Origin of the sequence: Rhodococcus sp. AG1013 (assembly GCF_003350365.1) — a bacterium.
In the GTDB taxonomy this organism is placed as follows: Bacteria; Actinomycetota; Actinomycetes; order Mycobacteriales; family Mycobacteriaceae; genus Prescottella.
Window position 1 is genome coordinate 13,015 of the sequence record NZ_QQAT01000019.1, and the last position, 14,698, is coordinate 27,712.

Below are 14,698 nucleotides of genomic sequence, written 5' to 3' on the forward strand. Positions count from 1 at the left end.
CGTAAGGTAGTAGCCGGTAGTCGGAGGTGTGGCGTGGCTGTTGATCTGTCGTACTCGCCCGAGGTGGATGCGCTCATCGAGCGCACCAGCGAGTTCGTGCGGGACGTGGTCCTGCCGATCGAGGATGCCCATAGTGGCGATATCACCGCGGCCGGAGGCGACGCGTTGCGCGTCGAACTCCAGGCCGAGGCGAAGGGGCGGGGGCTGCTGGCCCCGCACGCGCCCGTCGAATACGGCGGTCTCGGTCTCGACATGAGCGATCGCGCGCCGGTGTTCGAGGCCGGCGGGTACTCGCTGTTCGGGCCGACGGCCCTGAACATCGGGGCGCCCGACGAGGGCAACGTGCACCTGCTCGCACACGTCGCGGACGCGGCGCAGAAGGAGCAGTTCCTGGGGCCGCTCGCTCGCGGCGAGGTGCGCTCGGCATTCGCGATGACCGAACCCGCGCCGGGCGCGGGCTCCGACCCCGCGGCGCTGACGACGCGCGCCGAGAAGGCGCCGGGCGGATGGAAGATCAACGGCCACAAGTGGTTCATCACCGGTGCGGACGGTGCCGGCTTCTTCATCATCATGGCACGCACGTCCGGAGCGCCCGGTGACCGCGGCGGCGCGACGATGTTCCTCGCGCCCGCGTCCGCGCCGGGAATCCGGGTGGGTCGGCACATCGACACGCTCGACCGCGCGATGATCGGCGGCCACTGCGAGGTGTTCTTCGAGGATCTGTTCGTGCCGGACGAGGCCGTCCTGGGTGCCGTCGACGAGGGCTTCGCCTACGCACAGGTCCGGCTCGGCCCCGCCCGCATGACGCACGTGATGCGGTGGCTCGGCGCGGCGCGCCGCGGGCACGACGTCGCGGTCGCGTACGTCGCGAAGCGTGAGGGCTTCGGGTCCCGGCTCGGCGATCTCGGCATGATCCAGAAGATGGTCGCCGACAACGAGATCGACATCGCCGCCACGCGCGCCCTGCTGGTCAGCGCATGCTGGGAACTCGACCGCGGGGAGACCGCGTCGGACTCGACCTCGATCGCGAAGGCCTTCGGATCCGAGGCGATCTTCCGGATCGTCGACCGCTCGATCCAGATGTGCGGCGGCATGGGCGTGTCCGGCGATCTGCCGCTGGCCCGTCTGTCCCGCGAGGTGCGTCCGTTCCGTGTCTACGACGGTCCGTCCGAGGTGCACCGCTGGGCACTGGCCAAGCGCGCCGTGGGCAAGGCGAAGCGTGCCGCCCGCGAGGAAGGCCGGTCGTGACCGCGGCGCGGCTGGATGGGCTGGACCTGGTTGCACTGCAACGGTTCTTCGCCGAGTCCGAGGTGTCCACCACCGGTGATCTTCGTGCCGAACTGATCTCCGGGGGCAAGTCGAACCTCACCTACCGGGTGTTCGACGACGCGTCGCAGTGGGTGCTGCGGCGGCCCCCGACCGCGGGCCTGACGCCGTCGGCGCACGACGTCGCGCGGGAGTACCGTGTGTGCGCCGCACTGCAGGACTCGCCGGTGCCGGTGGCGCCCACCGTGGTGCTGTGCGAGGACGAGTCGGTGATGGGCGCCCCGTTCGCGGTCACCGGATTCGTCGACAGCCGGGTGATCCGGACCGTCGACGATCTCGCGACCCTGAGCGACGTCGAGATCGCCTCGTGCACCGACGAACTGGTGCGAGTGCTCGCGGCGCTGCACGATGTGGACTACCGGGCGGTGGGTCTCGAGAAGTTCGGTCGGCCCGACGGGTATCTGACCCGGCAGGTCGCGCTGTGGGCGCGGCAGTGGGAGCGGGTCAAGACCCGCGAACTGCCGGACCTGGAACGGCTGCACGGACTGCTCGCGGACGCCATCCCGGCCACGTCGCAGTCCGCGATCGTGCACGGCGACTACCGGATCGACAACACCCTCGTCGCCACCGACGATCCCGGACGAGTTGTGGCGGTGGTGGACTGGGAGATGTCGACACTCGGCGACCCGCTCTCCGATCTGGCCCAGATGTGCGTCTACCGGCATCCCGCGCTCGACGTCATCCTCGGCGAACCCGCCGCGTGGACGAGCACCAGGCTGCCGTCCACCGACGACCTCGCGCAGAAGTACGCCACCACCACCGGCAGGGCCATCGACCACTGGTCGTTCTACCTGGGGCTCGCGAACTTCAAACTGGCGGTGATCGCCGAGGGCATCACGCATCGCCACCGTGAGGGCGCCACCACGGGAGAGGGATTCGCGCAGGCGCACGAGGCCGTACCGCCGCTGGTCGCGGCCGGTCTCGCTGCCCTGGGAGAGGGAACACGATGACCAACAGTGCACTGATCACCGGAGCGTCCCGCGGCATCGGGTTGGGCATCGCGCAGCGTCTCGCGGGCCAGGGCTACGCCCTCACCGTCACCGCCCGGGACCAGTCGCGCCTCGACGCGGTCGCCGCGGACCTGCGGGCGGCGGGGGCACCCGACGTCGTGGCCGTCGCCGCGGACATGGCCGATCCCGAGGCGGCCGCGTCGATCGCGGGGGCACACGAGGACCGGTTCGGGTCGATGCGCGCGCTCGTCCTCAACGCCGGCGTGGGCACCGCTGGGGCCGTCGCGGAGTTTCCGATGCGGCGGTTCGACAAGACCGTCGCCGTGAACTTCGCGGCTCCCTTCGCGTTGCTGCAACGGTCGGTGCCGCTGCTGCGCAAGGGCGCTGCCGACAATCCCGGCCGAGGCGCGAAAGTGGTTGCCATCTCGTCCATCACGGGCGTGTACGCGGAAGCGAACCTCGCGGTGTACGGGGCGACCAAGGCCGCGCTGATCTCGCTCGTCGAGACCCTCAACCTGGAGGAGTCCGGCAACGGGATCGCCGGGACCGCGATCGCCCCGGCCTACGTCGACACCGACATGTCGGAGTGGACCAAGGACCGCATCCCGGCCGAGACGATGCTGACGGTGAACGACGTCGTCGAACTGGCCGACGTCGTGCTGCGCCTGTCGGACCGGGCGGTGCTGTCGAAGCTGGTGCTGAGCCGGGCGGGCACATCGGGGTACGAGGCCTGACGGGAGTGGGTATCGTCGCCGGTAGGTGACCCCGCGCCCGATGGCGTCGACCATCGGATCTTCCGAGTGCGCGGGGAGCGATGATGACAACCGACGCGCGTCGGACCCTGTGGATGCTCGTCGACCTCGAACCCGGCTACGACGCACTGCGTGTCGGCGACGTGATCGAGGGCTCGGCCGTCTGGTTCGACGCCGGCACCGAGATCCAGGACAGCCCCCTTCCCGGCGAAATTCTCTCCACCGATGTCGCAGGCGTCGTCGGAGACGACGACGGTCCGCATTGCGTCCTCGACCTGGGGGCACTGGGATCGGTGTTGGCGAAGGCCCGGGACGGGGCGGGGTCCGCGGTCCTGCTGTCCGGGACCCCGATGTTCGACCGTTACGCCTGGGCGACGTCCCGGCTCCGATCGAAGGTTCGCGGCCGGATCGTCCGCACCGGTGTTCTGGTCCGGCCCTACCGGACCCCCAGCCGACCCGGATGGTACGACGGCGCCAGTCTGCGATCCGGGTCGCTGCGGTTCCGGTCCGTGCCGCCGTGGGACCGGGTCCAGACCTTCGACGCCGGGCGGGGTGAGAGCGTCGACTGGTATTGCGTGGAGATCGAACCCGTCGACGGCACCGTGTTGTGACGACGGCGGTCAGTGCACGCCGCGCATCAGCTTCCGGATCCACGGCGACAGGATCGCCAGCAGGACACCGATGCCGATGGACGCCAGTCCGACCGTGGCGAAGTACGGCACCTCGTTGCTCTCGTCGTAGTAGCCCGAGAGGGTGCCGGCGAGGCTCGAGCCCAGGGCCACCGACAGGAAGAACAGCGCCACCATCTGCGTGTGGAACACCGCGGGGGCCAGCTTGGTGGACAGCGACAGTCCGACGGGGGACAGCAGCAGTTCGGCGAAGGTGAACAGCAGCAGGATGCCGGCGAGGCCCAACAGCGGTGCGCTGTTGGCGCCTCCGCCGGACATCGGGATGAAGCACAGGAACGCGACGCCCATGATGCCGGTGCCGAGCGCGAACTTGATCGGCGACGACGGCTGGCGGGAACCGAGTTTGGTCCACGCCGCCGCGAACACCCCGGCGAAGATGATGATGAACACGGGGTTGATCGACTGCACCCAGGTGGGCGGGAACTCCCAACCGAACAGGTTGCGGTCCAGTCTCTTGTCGGCGTAGATCGCCACGGTCGTGAACTGCTGCTGGAACAGCGACCAGAACGCGGCGCTCGCAATGAACATCGGGATGAATGCGAACACCCGGCTGCGCTCGGTCCCGGTGATCCGACTGCTCGTGAGGATCACCGCGAAGTACGCGACGGCCGCGACGATGGTCAGCGCGACGACGATCTCCGAGAGGTTGCCGGTCGTGATCACGCCCGTCAGGGACAGGGCCGCGACGACGACTAGAACCACGATGGTGAGCACCATCACCCGGGGGCGGTCGGCTACAGGCAGGGGATTGGGCGCGCTGTCGCCGATCCCGCGTAGACGCTTGCGCCCCAACGTGTACTGGATCAGGCCGAGCGCCATACCCACCGCGGCGAGGGCGAAGCCGACGTGGAATCCCCAGTTCGTCTGCGCCCACCCGGTCAGCAGCGGACCGATCAGGCCACCCAGGTTGATGCCCATGTAGAAGATCGAGAAGCCCGCATCCCTACGCTCGTCGTCCGGGGCGTACAGATCGCCGACGAGGGAGGTCGCGTTCGCCTTGAGGCCGCCGCTGCCGAACGCGATCAACACGAGTCCGACGCCGACCCCGGCGAGCCCGGGAAGTACGGCCAGGCTGATGTGGCCCAACATGATCAGACACGCGCTGTAGAAGAGCGTCCGCTCGGATCCCAGTATTCGGTCCGCGATCCACGCCCCGACGATCGTGGACAGGTAGACCGTGCCGCCGTAGGCGCCGACGATGCTCGTGGCGGCGGCCTTGTCGAGGCCCAAGCCGCCCTGGTCCGCCTCGTAGTACAGGTAGTACAGCAGGATGCCCTGCATGCCGTAGAAGGAGAAGCGTTCCCACATCTCCACGCCGAACAGGTTGGCCAACGCGAACGGCTGTCCGAAGAACCCCCGATCGGAATCGGTTCTTCCGGAATGCGGTTCGACCTTCGAAGTCATCGGAGCCCCCGATTCATCCTGCGTCACGCGGCCTCAGAGTCCGCTGAGGGTGCGCCGCCGCCTGACTGTTTGGTAGATCGCCCGCCAGCCGATGAGGAACAGGCCAAGGAACGACGCGGCGACGAGGATGAACGAGAAGGCGGTGCCCTGATCGCTGACCACTCGCAACAGCATGCCGAGCACCAGCGTCGAGACCCACACGATGACGCCGGTCGGGAAAGCCAGCACGGCGTCGAACTTGTCGCGGTAGAGCAGGAACGTGATCAGCCATCCGACAGCCAGGCCGACCAGGAACGGCCACGCCGTGGTGAGCAACCCACTGAGAACGGCCTCCTCGTGACTGCTGCGGCCCGCCGCGGCGAACGCGAGGACCAGCACAATGTCGACTACGGCGGCGGGGACGTACTTCTTCACGACGACCAGCCTATGCCGACGCCGGATCCGTCACGACGGACCCGGCGGAAAGCGCGCCCCGGTTGCCCTCGCCGAGCAGGGCAACCGGGGCGGATCAGGCGTCGTGACCGCGGACGGCGCGGCCACGGTCGGCGTCAGTCGCGGACGAGCGGCATGATCGCGCGGACCCGCGCGTCACGCAGGTACAGCCCGCCCCACACGAAGATTCCGACGTACACCGGGGACAGGATCGTCGAGAGCAGCGACTGTTCGGTGAGGATGTTGCACGCGACCGCCCCGCCGAGATAACCGGTGAGCAGCACGGCGCCGAGAATCGACGTGACCGGCACCAGGTACAGCGCCAGGCACACGAGCATCACCACACCCATGATGTAGGGCGCGTAGTCGGGGAAGCCGTACTCCGCCATCGAGTCGCGGACCGGTTGGATGTTCGCCAGATGGATGCCGGCGTCGAACAGCAGGAACGCCACGACCAGGCCGGTGACGACGAGTCCGATGAGGCGGGCCCGCGACGACACGGCGGCGGTGCTGGGGACGGTGCGGGTGTGGGGGACTGCAGCGGTCATGGCGAGCTCCGTTCCTCGGGCCGCCCCGCGCCCGATGCGCGGAGCCTTTTGCCGTACAGACCGGGCGCCCGCTCGAAACTCATCGCGGATGCGGTGAATTCGGCTCCGGGCCGCTCACCGCTTCGATAACCTCCCCGCAACTGCGTCCGATTCGCCTGTTCAGGAGGTTCAGTGACGTTCGAGATGTCTCGCCGCCGGTTCATGAGAGTGGGTGCGGGTGCCGTCGGCGCCGCCGCGGCGGGATCGCTCCTGCCGCCGTCGTTGCAGGCGGCCCTCGCCTCGCCGGTCCCGCCGGGCGGCCTGGAGTCGATCGAACACGTCGTACTCTTGATGCAGGAGAATCGCGCCTTCGACCACTACTTCGGCACCCTCCGGGGTGTGCGCGGCTTCGGTGATCCCAACGCGCTGACGCTGCGCACCGGGCGGACCGTGTACGAGCAGCCCGACCGGGACTCCGTGGTGGTGCCGTACCGGATCGGGGACGCGGCGGGCGCGCAGCGAATGGACACCCAGAACGTGGACGCGCTCGACCACGAGTGGGCAGGCGGGCAGGCGGCCGTCGAGGGCGGCTGGCACGACGGCTGGATCCCCGCCAAGACCGCCGCCACGATGGCGCACTACGACCGGCTCGACATCCCGTTCCAGTTCGAACTCGCCGAGTCCTTCACGGTGTGCGACGCCTACCACTGCTCGGTACCCACCTCGACCGCACCCAACCGCAACTACTGGATCAGCGGCTACACCGGATTCGAGGCCGACGGTTCCCGCGCGGTCACCAACGACTCGTACATGCCGTGGCACGGCGGCTACACGTGGACGACGGTGCCCGAACGGCTCGAGACGGCCGGCGTGAGCTGGCGGACCTACCAGGAGTGGGACAACTTCACCGACAACAACCTCGAGTACTTCGTCCGGTTCGAACAGATCGTGCACGCGCTGCTCGGGCATCCCGTCCTGGTGCCCTACCAGTTCCCGACGCTCGCGGCGCTCTACGTCGCGCTGCCACTGCTGCCGGTGGACGTGCAGAACCAGTTGCTCCGGTGCCTCGACGAGGGCGTGGCACGACTCGACGGACCGGACCGTCGCCTGTACGACCGCGCACTGCGCCGCGAGCGGCCCGGCACGCTCGCGGACGTGTTCCGCGCCGACGTCGAGGCCGCCGCGTTGCCGCAGGTGTCGTACCTGGTGCCGTCGGCGGTGGACTGCGAGCACCCGATGGTGTCGTCCCCGGCGTCCAGCGCGAGCCTGGTCTACAAGGTGCTCGACGCGATCGCCTCCGACCCCGACACCTGGTCGAAGACGGCGGTCCTGCTCAACTTCGACGAGAACGACGGCTACTACGACCACGTGCCGCCGCCGTTGCCGCCGCGGGACGTCACCGACGAGTACGTGGGCGACAAGCCACTGGGCCTCGGGCCGCGCGTGCCGATGACGGTGATCTCGCCGTGGACCGTCGGCGGCTACGTGTGCTCGCAGGTATTCGACCACACATCGGTCACCCAGTTCCTGGAGCGGCGGTTCGGGTTCACGCAGCCGGAGATCAGTGGGTGGCGGCGCACCGTCGCCGGCGACCTGACGTCGGCGTTCGACTTCGACAACCCGCGTGCCCGGCCGTCGCTCACGCCACCGCCGCCCGCTCCGCCGCTCACCCCGCGGTGGAAGCCCGCCCCGCCCGAGCAGCAGCGGATGCCGGTGCAGGAGAGCGGGACCCGGCCCGCTCGCGCATTGCCATATCAGCCGGACGCCGACGTCGCTCTCGATCCGGAGGTGCGGTCGCTGACCGTCCGGATGCGCAACACCGGAGCCGAGAGCGTCCACCTCGCGCTGTACCCGTACGCGGGTGAGTTCGAGCTGCCCCGGCACTTCGACGTGCTCGGCGACCACAGCGACACCGTCACGGTCAGCGGCGAGCGCTACGACCTGACGATGATCGGCCCCAACGGTTTCCGTCGCGAGTTCGGCGGATCGGTCGACGGGCCCGCAGCGCGGTTGGACATGCGGACCACCGTCGACGCCGGCACCCGAACGCTGACGGTGACCGCGGTGAACCACGGCGACACGGACCTCACGGTGCGGCTCCCCGCGGGCGCCGGCCGACTGGCGCCGGGGGAGCCGGGGTCGTGGAGCGTGCCGTCACGGCACGGCTGGTACGACGCGTCTTTCACCGTCGACGAGGATCCGTCGTTCCGGCGCCGCTGGATGGGACACCTCGAGAACGGTGCCGACAGTGTCAGTCAGGACCCCGTCGAGGTAGCCGCGACCGGCGACCTCACGCTGCTGCCGCAGCCGCCGGCACCCGTGACCGGGTCGAGCACGTTGCCGATCCCGTTCCCGGGGTCCTGAGGCAGGAGCGCACCCGCCACGGCAGCTTGGTCACGCCGTGTAATGCCCTACATTCCTTCGGCTTTCATCGGCTTTCATCGGCTTTCGGGCGGTGTAGCGCGCCAGGGCGCCGAGTTCCCGATGTCGGCGGCGTAGGTGTGGCGGCCGCGTAGGGGGCGTCCTCGCCGCTGGCGGCGGTCTGGCCTGCCTGGTGGGTACGCGGTGGGATCGTGCATGTGGGACATCCTCGCCTCGTAAGCGGCGTGCATTAAACGTGATCCGGCCGCCTGCAGGCTGAAGAAGAACTCCTCCCGATCGATAAGCGCGGCTTATCGATACACGAAAGAAAGTACCTGGACTTCTCCGCACGCCCAGTGCGACTGTTGTCTACATCACGTCAGAACCTATATGAGTCTCGAAACACGGGAGTTTCAAGAATGAAGGCAGCCCGCTACCACGGAGTTGGCGATATCCGTTTCGAAGATATCCCTGAGCCTATTGCAGGCCCTGGTCAGGTGAAAGTTCGGGTGCATTTCAATGGCCTGTGCGGCAGTGATCTGCACGAGTATTATCACGCGCCGATGATGGCGCCGATAACGCCGCATCCTCTCACTGGAGTGAGCGTCCCGGTGGTTCTCGGTCACGAGTTCTCCGGAGAGATCGTGGAGGTCGGGGCAGACGTCGACGAGCTCTCGGTCGGCGACGCCGTGGCGGTAGAACCCACCGTCAACTGTCGACGATGCGCGGCCTGTCTGGCCGGCTCGTACAACCTCTGCAGCAATATCGCCGCAGTCGGCTACAGCTGGGCCGGCGGGGGTGGACTCGGACAGTATGCAGTCGTCGACGCCGACCACGTCTATCGGCTTCCTGACGGGATGAGCACCCGCGAGGGAGCGTTGATCGAACCCCTCGCCGTGGCCCTGCACGCCGTGCGCCGTGGCGATGTCGCTCCGGGCAGCAGTGTCGCGGTCCATGGGGCCGGTCCCATCGGAATCGGAGTATTCCTGGCGCTGAGGGCCACAGGTATCGAGGACATCACCGTGATCGAGCCGTCGGCGGCGCGGCGCGCGGCGATCGAAGCTGTCGGAGCGACGAGGGTCATCGACCCAAGTGAAACGGATGTCGTCGCGGAACTGCGTGCGAACACCGATGGAGCCGGCGTCGCGCGATCGTTCGAGACGGCCGGCGTACCGGCCACTTTCCTGAATGCGGTCCGCTCGACAGCTGCGCACGGCCGAGTTGTGGTCGTCGCGGTGCACCAGCGGCCGGTCGAGTTCAACCCCACCGAGATCCTGTTCAACGAGTGCGAGATCGTCGGCTCCATCGCATACTGCCGCGACTATCCGGAGGCCATCGAGTTCATGGCTCGGGGGGCGTATCCGCTGGACAGTTGGGTGCAGACGATCGCATTCGAGGACCTCATCACCGATGGGTTCGGCCCACTCCGGGACCAAACAGCCATCAAGGTCCTGGTCGACATGGCCGCAGTCGGCTGACGGACCCGAAGCCCCCACGCACGTAATAGAAAAGGGAAACCCATGACCACTGGCTCGAACCTCGGACCGACATTCTGGATGACCAACCCCGGCGTCACGCCGAAGGGCGCAAGAAAGGAATTCGTCGACCCCGACGACATTCCGTGGACCGACTGGCTGATGCCCGGAACGCGATTCAAGCTTCTGTACTGCAATCTCGTGACCGGCGCGTTCACCCTCATCCTGAAAGTGGATCCCGGCACCGTTGCCACTCCGCATTGGCATATGGGAAATGTGCAGGCATATCTACTGGAAGGCGGATTCTATTACGAGGAGGACGATCCCGGCATGGCCGGCATGTACACCTGCGAGGTTGCCGGCGCCGTGCACACGCCGATCGCCCCGGACGGCTGTGTCATGCTCGCCATGGTCGAGGGCCCGATCGCCGGCTACCTGCCTGATGGCGGACTCGCGGTCGTCGCGGACGCCCGATTGCACTACTACATGGCGCGTGACAACGGCGCCGTCGAGAAGCTCCAGCTGGTCGACTACGCCACTGATCCGTCCCAGGAGATGCACGCGAAGGCGATCGGGTAGCCGCCGAATCGGCTAGCCTGACACCTGATTCTCCAACCGATGTCGTGCGAGGTGAAGCATGTATGTCTCGCCGCAGGCGCTTCGGTGTTTCCTAGCCGTGGCGGACGAGCTGCACTTCGGACGTGCCGCCACACTGCTACACATGACGGGACCGGCGCTCAGTCAGCAGGTGTCCCGGTTGGAGAAGGACCTGCGTTTCCTGCTCTTCGAACGCAACTCTCGACACGTCGAGCTGACCGAAGCCGGACGCGCGCTGATCCCGCAGGCACGCGCAGTCGTGGCCGCCAACGAGACCCTTCTGCGGTGGCGTGAATCGGTCCGTCTGGGCCGTCGCAGCATCGATATCGGGTTCATGGCAACCGGTGCCGGTCTGCTCACGACTGCCGTGCTGGATCGGCTCCGCTCCGCTGATCCGGATCTGCACGTGAAGTTGCACCACCTCGAGTGGAGCGAACAACTGGCTCCACTGCTGGCCGGCGACATCGATGCAGTGTTTGTCCGGGAACCGTTTCCTGCTGAGGGAGTCCGGCGCCGGCGAATTCTGTCCGAGCGACGGGTGGCCGTGCTTGCCCACGACCACCCGTTGGCCGCCCGGGAATCGATCCGGTTCGCCGAGATTGCCACAGAGCCGTTCATCAGCAGCAGCGGCGGGCCGCCGGAATGGACCGACTTCTGGATGGTGAACCCGCGGCCGGACGGCACCCGAGCCGAACCGAGTCTTGCAGTATCGACAGTAGAAGAACTACTCGAAGCGGTCGCCGCCGGCGCGGGTGTCACCACCACGCCTGAGTCGCTGCCTACGTACTACCGTCATCCGCTGGTCAGCTTCGTGCCCATCGACGACATCAGCCCGAGCGTGGTTACCCTGTGCACTTTGGAAGGCAACCGAAGGCCGGAGCTGACAACGCTCCAGGATGCGATCGGCCAGGCCTGTCACCAAGCAGCCGTGAAGCCGCCAATGAAGTGAAGCTTGGGCTCCAGCAAAGTCGTGACGGGGCGCTGCCCTCTGGATCAGCGGGTGCCGAGGACTGCGCTCAGCCCGAGCGCAACCGCAACGAAACGTTCGACGGCGCGGGGTGTATCCGAGGCGAGGAAAACGAGTTCGACGGTCGACAGTTCGGCGTCCACGATGGGTCGCGAGGTGGTGTCCGCTCGCCGGAACAGACTGGCCACGCCTGCACCTGTGATCGCAACCGCATCGGTGGTCGCGACGACCTGGACCATCTCCTCGATGCTGCTCACCATCGGGCCGTAGGTGGGACGCGTGCCGTCCGGCCGTGGATCGATCGACCACCAGTTGCGCCAGTCTCGGGTCCCTTCTCGGGTGTCCACCTGAACGACGTCGGCGAGGTCGACGATTCGTAGCTTCCGTCGGCGGGCCAGCGGGTGGTCGTGTGCCATCAGCAGGACACGAGGCTCCTCGAACAGAACGACCCGGCGTAGCCGAGGGTGCGACTCGAGAGGCGGGCGGGCGACGACCATATCGACCCGACCGGAGGTCAATGCCGAGAGTTCGTCTCCCCACACCAGTTGCGTCAGTTCCAGTTCCACTTGGGGTTCTCGTCGATGGAATTCGTCGATGATCGGACGGGTCAGCTCCCCGGCGCCACCGGCAAGGAACCCGAGGCGCACCCTCCCCGATGAGCTGCGCTTGTGGCGACGGGCCGCGCCCACCGCAGATTCGGCGGCGGCCAGCAGTATTCGGCTCTCGTCGAGGAAGTCGAGTCCGGCTTCGGTGAGGCGAGCCCCGCGGTGATCTCGCTCGAGCAGCGAGACGCCCAACGCCTCTTCGAGCTTACGCACCTGTTGGCTCAGCGACGGTGTCGCAATATGCAGTTGCTCAGCTGCTTTCGTGAAAGTCCCGGCATCGGCGACTGCCACGAAGTAACGCACGAGCCGTAGATTCAGATCCATCGTGCACGACCTTAGGTATTCGTCTAACGATCGGGCGAGAATACGTCATGGACGTGACGGCCGCCACATCGGAGCATTGGGGTGTCCCCGAATACAGGAGGAAATACGATGTCTGTCAACGTCACTCACCGAGCCGACGCCCATGTGGTCGACCCGATCCGCCCGCAACTGACCGGACCCGAGATCGACCCGCAGTCCAACGCCCCGGTCGCAGAGGTCTTCGCTCGCGCGAGCTCTCCGGTGACGGGACCGACCCTCAGTCTCGCGTCCCGGGTCAACAACTGTGACGATATCCCGTGGACCCCGTTCCCGATGCCGGGAACGTCCTTCAAGCTCTTGAACATCAACGAGACCACCGGTGCGGCCTCGATTCTGCTGTACGTGGCGGAGAATGCGCAGGCGCCGCTGCACATGCATTGCGGCGCCGCGGAGGCGTACAACATCTTCGGCCGCTGGGCGTATGAGGGTGAGGCCGAATCCATCGGCCCCAACCACTACATCTACGAACCGGCCGGCATCGTGCACCTGCCCAGGCAGGAGGTCGAGTCCCTGATGTTCGGCATCTTCCACGGCCCGATCGTCGGGTACAACGAGGACGGCACCGTTGCCGGAGTCATCACGCACGAACTGCTCTACGACCTCGCCGCAGCGAACAACGCGATCGCGCACCTGCCCGCTCGGACGGGCCGCTAGATGGCGGGCGCGGTCCTCGTCACGGGCGCCGGTGGCGGCCTCGGTCGCGGCGTGGCCGAACGGATGTCCGCAGAAGGTCGGGGGCTGGCACTGATCGACATCGACAAGGAGCGGTTGGCGGAAACCGCTGCCGCAGTGGGGTCCTGCGGAGTGGCGGTGACCACTCACGTCGTCGACATCTGCGACGTGGGCGCGTTGCAGGCGGCCGTCGTGGAGGCCTTCGCCGCTCACGATGACCTCGACGGACTGGTCAACGTGGCCGGGCTCGGCGGATTCTGGCAGTACGACGCACTCGATGTGGAGACCTGGGACAAGACCTACGCGGTCAACGTCCGCGGGGTCTTCTTCGCTCTCCAGGCCTTCGCTGCGGAGCTGGCCACGCGTGGGCGTGAAGGGGCCGTGGTCAACTTCTCGTCGATCGCGGCCCGAAATGGGCACGAGCTGCTGACCGCATACGGTTCGTCGAAGGCGGCCGTGCTGGCGTTGACCCAATCATCGGCTCGCGCGCTCGCCCCTTCCGTTCGCGTCAATGCTGTTCTGCCCGGCCTGATCTGGACGGACATGTGGCGACAGTCCGCCGGCTGGCTCGCCGAGCACGAACCGGCCCTGGCCGGGGTGGCGCCCGAGCAGATCTTCGGCGCGATGGTGGACCAGCTCATCCCGATGAAGCGCCCGCAGACCATCGAGGATGTCGCCGGTGCCGTCGCGTACCTGCTCTCGGCCGACGCGGTCAACGTCACCGGGCAGTCTCTGCACGTGGACGGCGGCGCGGTGCTCCCGTAGCACTCCGCCACGACTCGACCACTTCCCTTCGCACGATGTGCACGGAGGGGAGTGGTCGTTGTCGTGCCCGGTGAACCTCCCGATTTCACGGTCGGGCCACGGGGATTACCGAACCTTCGGTAGGCTGGTGCCGAGCCGCACGTTCTGCGGCGGGTGTCCACGTCCTGGAAGGAACGCGCGAGATGGCAGCGGCAGGTCCGGTCCGAAGAGCGGGATCGCCTGGGCGACCAGGATACGATCTCGACTCGTTGCTTGCCGTTTCGGTGAAGGTGTTCAACGACAAGGGGTACGACGGCACCAGCATGGAGGCGCTCGCTCAGCGGCTCGGCATCACGAAGTCGTCGATCTATCACCATGTGTCCGGCAAGTCGGAGCTCCTGGAGCTCGCGCTGGCCCGGGCTCTCAATGCGCTCTTCGCGGTCACGACCGAGGATCAGGTGACCAGCGGGCGGTCCATCGATCGACTCGAGTACCTCGTTCGGCGAAGTGTCGAGGTGCTCGTGACCGAGCTTCCCTACGTGACATTGCTTCTCAGGGTTCGCGGGAACACTCTCGTCGAGAGACGTGCGCTCGCACGCCGGCGTGAATTCGATGTCTTCGTCAGTGATCTGGTGGTGGCCGCCGCCGAAGAAGGCGACCTCAGGCCGGGTATCGACCCGGCGCTCACGAGCCGGCTGGTTTTCGGAATGGTGAACTCGTTGATCGAGTGGTACCGGCCGCGCGGGGGCGAATCGGTCTCCGAGCTCGCCGATGCGGTGGTGGCGCTCACCTTCGACGGGATGAGGGCCTGACCCTCACTTTCGCGGACAGGCG

Annotated in this window: 15 protein-coding genes; 11 read left to right on the plus strand and 4 right to left on the minus strand. The window is 67.4% G+C overall.

Annotated elements, in window-relative coordinates; genetic code table 11:
* The first annotated feature begins 33 nt into the window (after positions 1-33).
* From DEU38_RS20620 to DEU38_RS20635, 4 genes are all read left to right on the plus strand, one after another.
* Entirely contained in the window at positions 34-1,248 is a 1,215-nt protein-coding gene (locus DEU38_RS20620; protein WP_114723275.1) for an acyl-CoA dehydrogenase family protein, read from the plus strand.
* Positions 1,245-2,276: a phosphotransferase family protein gene (locus tag DEU38_RS20625; RefSeq protein WP_114723276.1), complete on the plus strand. Its 1,032-nt coding sequence runs from the start codon at positions 1,245-1,247 to the stop codon at positions 2,274-2,276. The genes DEU38_RS20620 and DEU38_RS20625 overlap by 4 nt, the downstream gene beginning before the upstream one ends.
* Positions 2,273-3,010, plus strand: coding sequence for an SDR family oxidoreductase (locus DEU38_RS20630; protein WP_114723277.1), 738 nt, complete (start codon positions 2,273-2,275; stop codon positions 3,008-3,010). The genes DEU38_RS20625 and DEU38_RS20630 overlap by 4 nt, the downstream gene beginning before the upstream one ends.
* 80 nt (positions 3,011-3,090) lie before the next feature.
* Positions 3,091-3,639: a hypothetical protein gene (locus tag DEU38_RS20635; protein WP_114723278.1), complete on the plus strand. Its 549-nt coding sequence runs from the start codon at positions 3,091-3,093 to the stop codon at positions 3,637-3,639.
* A gap of 9 nt (positions 3,640-3,648) precedes the next feature.
* Here the strand turns inward: DEU38_RS20635 and DEU38_RS20640 are convergent, their stop codons facing one another.
* The 3 genes from DEU38_RS20640 to DEU38_RS20650 all read right to left on the minus strand — a co-directional run bounded on the left by DEU38_RS20640 (position 3,649) and on the right by DEU38_RS20650 (position 6,101).
* Positions 3,649-5,121 carry a peptide MFS transporter gene (locus DEU38_RS20640; protein WP_114723279.1) on the minus strand — a complete coding sequence of 491 codons (1,473 nt, stop codon included), beginning with the start codon at positions 5,119-5,121 and terminating at the stop codon, positions 3,649-3,651.
* A 33-nt stretch (positions 5,122-5,154) separates the two neighbouring features.
* A complete protein-coding gene (locus DEU38_RS20645; protein ID WP_114723280.1) occupies positions 5,155-5,535 on the minus strand; it encodes a DUF3054 domain-containing protein in 381 nt (126 codons plus the stop codon).
* A 134-nt stretch (positions 5,536-5,669) separates the two neighbouring features.
* Positions 5,670-6,101, minus strand: coding sequence for a DoxX family protein (locus DEU38_RS20650; protein WP_114723281.1), 432 nt, complete (start codon positions 6,099-6,101; stop codon positions 5,670-5,672).
* A 171-nt stretch (positions 6,102-6,272) separates the two neighbouring features.
* Here DEU38_RS20650 and DEU38_RS20655 point away from each other — a divergent pair, with 171 nt between their 5' ends.
* The 4 genes from DEU38_RS20655 (at position 6,273) to DEU38_RS20670 (ending at position 11,462) form a co-directional block, all read left to right on the plus strand.
* Entirely contained in the window at positions 6,273-8,444 is a 2,172-nt protein-coding gene (locus DEU38_RS20655) for a phosphocholine-specific phospholipase C (protein WP_258558067.1), read from the plus strand.
* A gap of 416 nt (positions 8,445-8,860) precedes the next feature.
* Positions 8,861-9,919: a 2,3-butanediol dehydrogenase gene (locus DEU38_RS20660; RefSeq protein ID WP_114723282.1), complete on the plus strand. Its 1,059-nt coding sequence runs from the start codon at positions 8,861-8,863 to the stop codon at positions 9,917-9,919.
* 78 nt (positions 9,920-9,997) lie between these two features.
* Positions 9,998-10,495, plus strand: a complete 498-nt coding sequence (locus tag DEU38_RS20665; protein WP_254622653.1) for a 2,4'-dihydroxyacetophenone dioxygenase family protein — start codon at positions 9,998-10,000, stop codon at positions 10,493-10,495.
* A gap of 58 nt (positions 10,496-10,553) precedes the next feature.
* Positions 10,554-11,462 carry a LysR family transcriptional regulator gene (locus DEU38_RS20670; RefSeq protein ID WP_114723284.1) on the plus strand — a complete coding sequence of 303 codons (909 nt, stop codon included), beginning with the start codon at positions 10,554-10,556 and terminating at the stop codon, positions 11,460-11,462.
* A gap of 44 nt (positions 11,463-11,506) precedes the next feature.
* On the opposite strand, the gene DEU38_RS20675 is transcribed toward DEU38_RS20670, so the two are convergent.
* Positions 11,507-12,409, minus strand: coding sequence for a LysR family transcriptional regulator (locus DEU38_RS20675; RefSeq protein ID WP_114723285.1), 903 nt, complete (start codon positions 12,407-12,409; stop codon positions 11,507-11,509).
* 108 nt (positions 12,410-12,517) lie between these two features.
* Between DEU38_RS20675 and DEU38_RS20680 the strand changes: the two genes are divergently transcribed.
* The 3 genes from DEU38_RS20680 (at position 12,518) to DEU38_RS20690 (ending at position 14,676) form a co-directional block, all read left to right on the plus strand.
* Complete coding sequence (locus DEU38_RS20680; protein ID WP_147283554.1) at positions 12,518-13,102, plus strand: cupin domain-containing protein; 585 nt, start codon at positions 12,518-12,520, stop codon at positions 13,100-13,102.
* Positions 13,103-13,885 carry an SDR family NAD(P)-dependent oxidoreductase gene (locus DEU38_RS20685; protein WP_114723287.1) on the plus strand — a complete coding sequence of 261 codons (783 nt, stop codon included), beginning with the start codon at positions 13,103-13,105 and terminating at the stop codon, positions 13,883-13,885.
* Positions 13,886-14,067: 182 nt separating this feature from the next.
* Positions 14,068-14,676, plus strand: a complete 609-nt coding sequence (locus DEU38_RS20690) for a TetR/AcrR family transcriptional regulator (RefSeq protein WP_114723288.1) — start codon at positions 14,068-14,070, stop codon at positions 14,674-14,676.
* Positions 14,677-14,698 lie beyond the last annotated feature (22 nt).

Coding starts and splice junctions, on each gene's coding strand:
- DEU38_RS20630 (WP_114723277.1), top strand. CDS start 2,273: ATGACCAACAGTGCACTGATCACCGGAGCGTCCCGCGGCATCGGGTTG.
- DEU38_RS20635 (WP_114723278.1), top strand. CDS start 3,091: ATGATGACAACCGACGCGCGTCGGACCCTGTGGATGCTCGTCGACCTC.
- DEU38_RS20640 (WP_114723279.1), bottom strand. CDS start 5,121: ATGACTTCGAAGGTCGAACCGCATTCCGGAAGAACCGATTCCGATCGG.
- DEU38_RS20650 (WP_114723281.1), bottom strand. CDS start 6,101: ATGACCGCTGCAGTCCCCCACACCCGCACCGTCCCCAGCACCGCCGCC.
- DEU38_RS20660 (WP_114723282.1), top strand. CDS start 8,861: ATGAAGGCAGCCCGCTACCACGGAGTTGGCGATATCCGTTTCGAAGAT.
- DEU38_RS20665 (WP_254622653.1), top strand. CDS start 9,998: ATGACCAACCCCGGCGTCACGCCGAAGGGCGCAAGAAAGGAATTCGTC.
- DEU38_RS20670 (WP_114723284.1), top strand. CDS start 10,554: ATGTATGTCTCGCCGCAGGCGCTTCGGTGTTTCCTAGCCGTGGCGGAC.
- DEU38_RS20675 (WP_114723285.1), bottom strand. CDS start 12,409: ATGGATCTGAATCTACGGCTCGTGCGTTACTTCGTGGCAGTCGCCGAT.
- DEU38_RS20680 (WP_147283554.1), top strand. CDS start 12,518: ATGTCTGTCAACGTCACTCACCGAGCCGACGCCCATGTGGTCGACCCG.
- DEU38_RS20685 (WP_114723287.1), top strand. CDS start 13,103: ATGGCGGGCGCGGTCCTCGTCACGGGCGCCGGTGGCGGCCTCGGTCGC.
- DEU38_RS20690 (WP_114723288.1), top strand. CDS start 14,068: ATGGCAGCGGCAGGTCCGGTCCGAAGAGCGGGATCGCCTGGGCGACCA.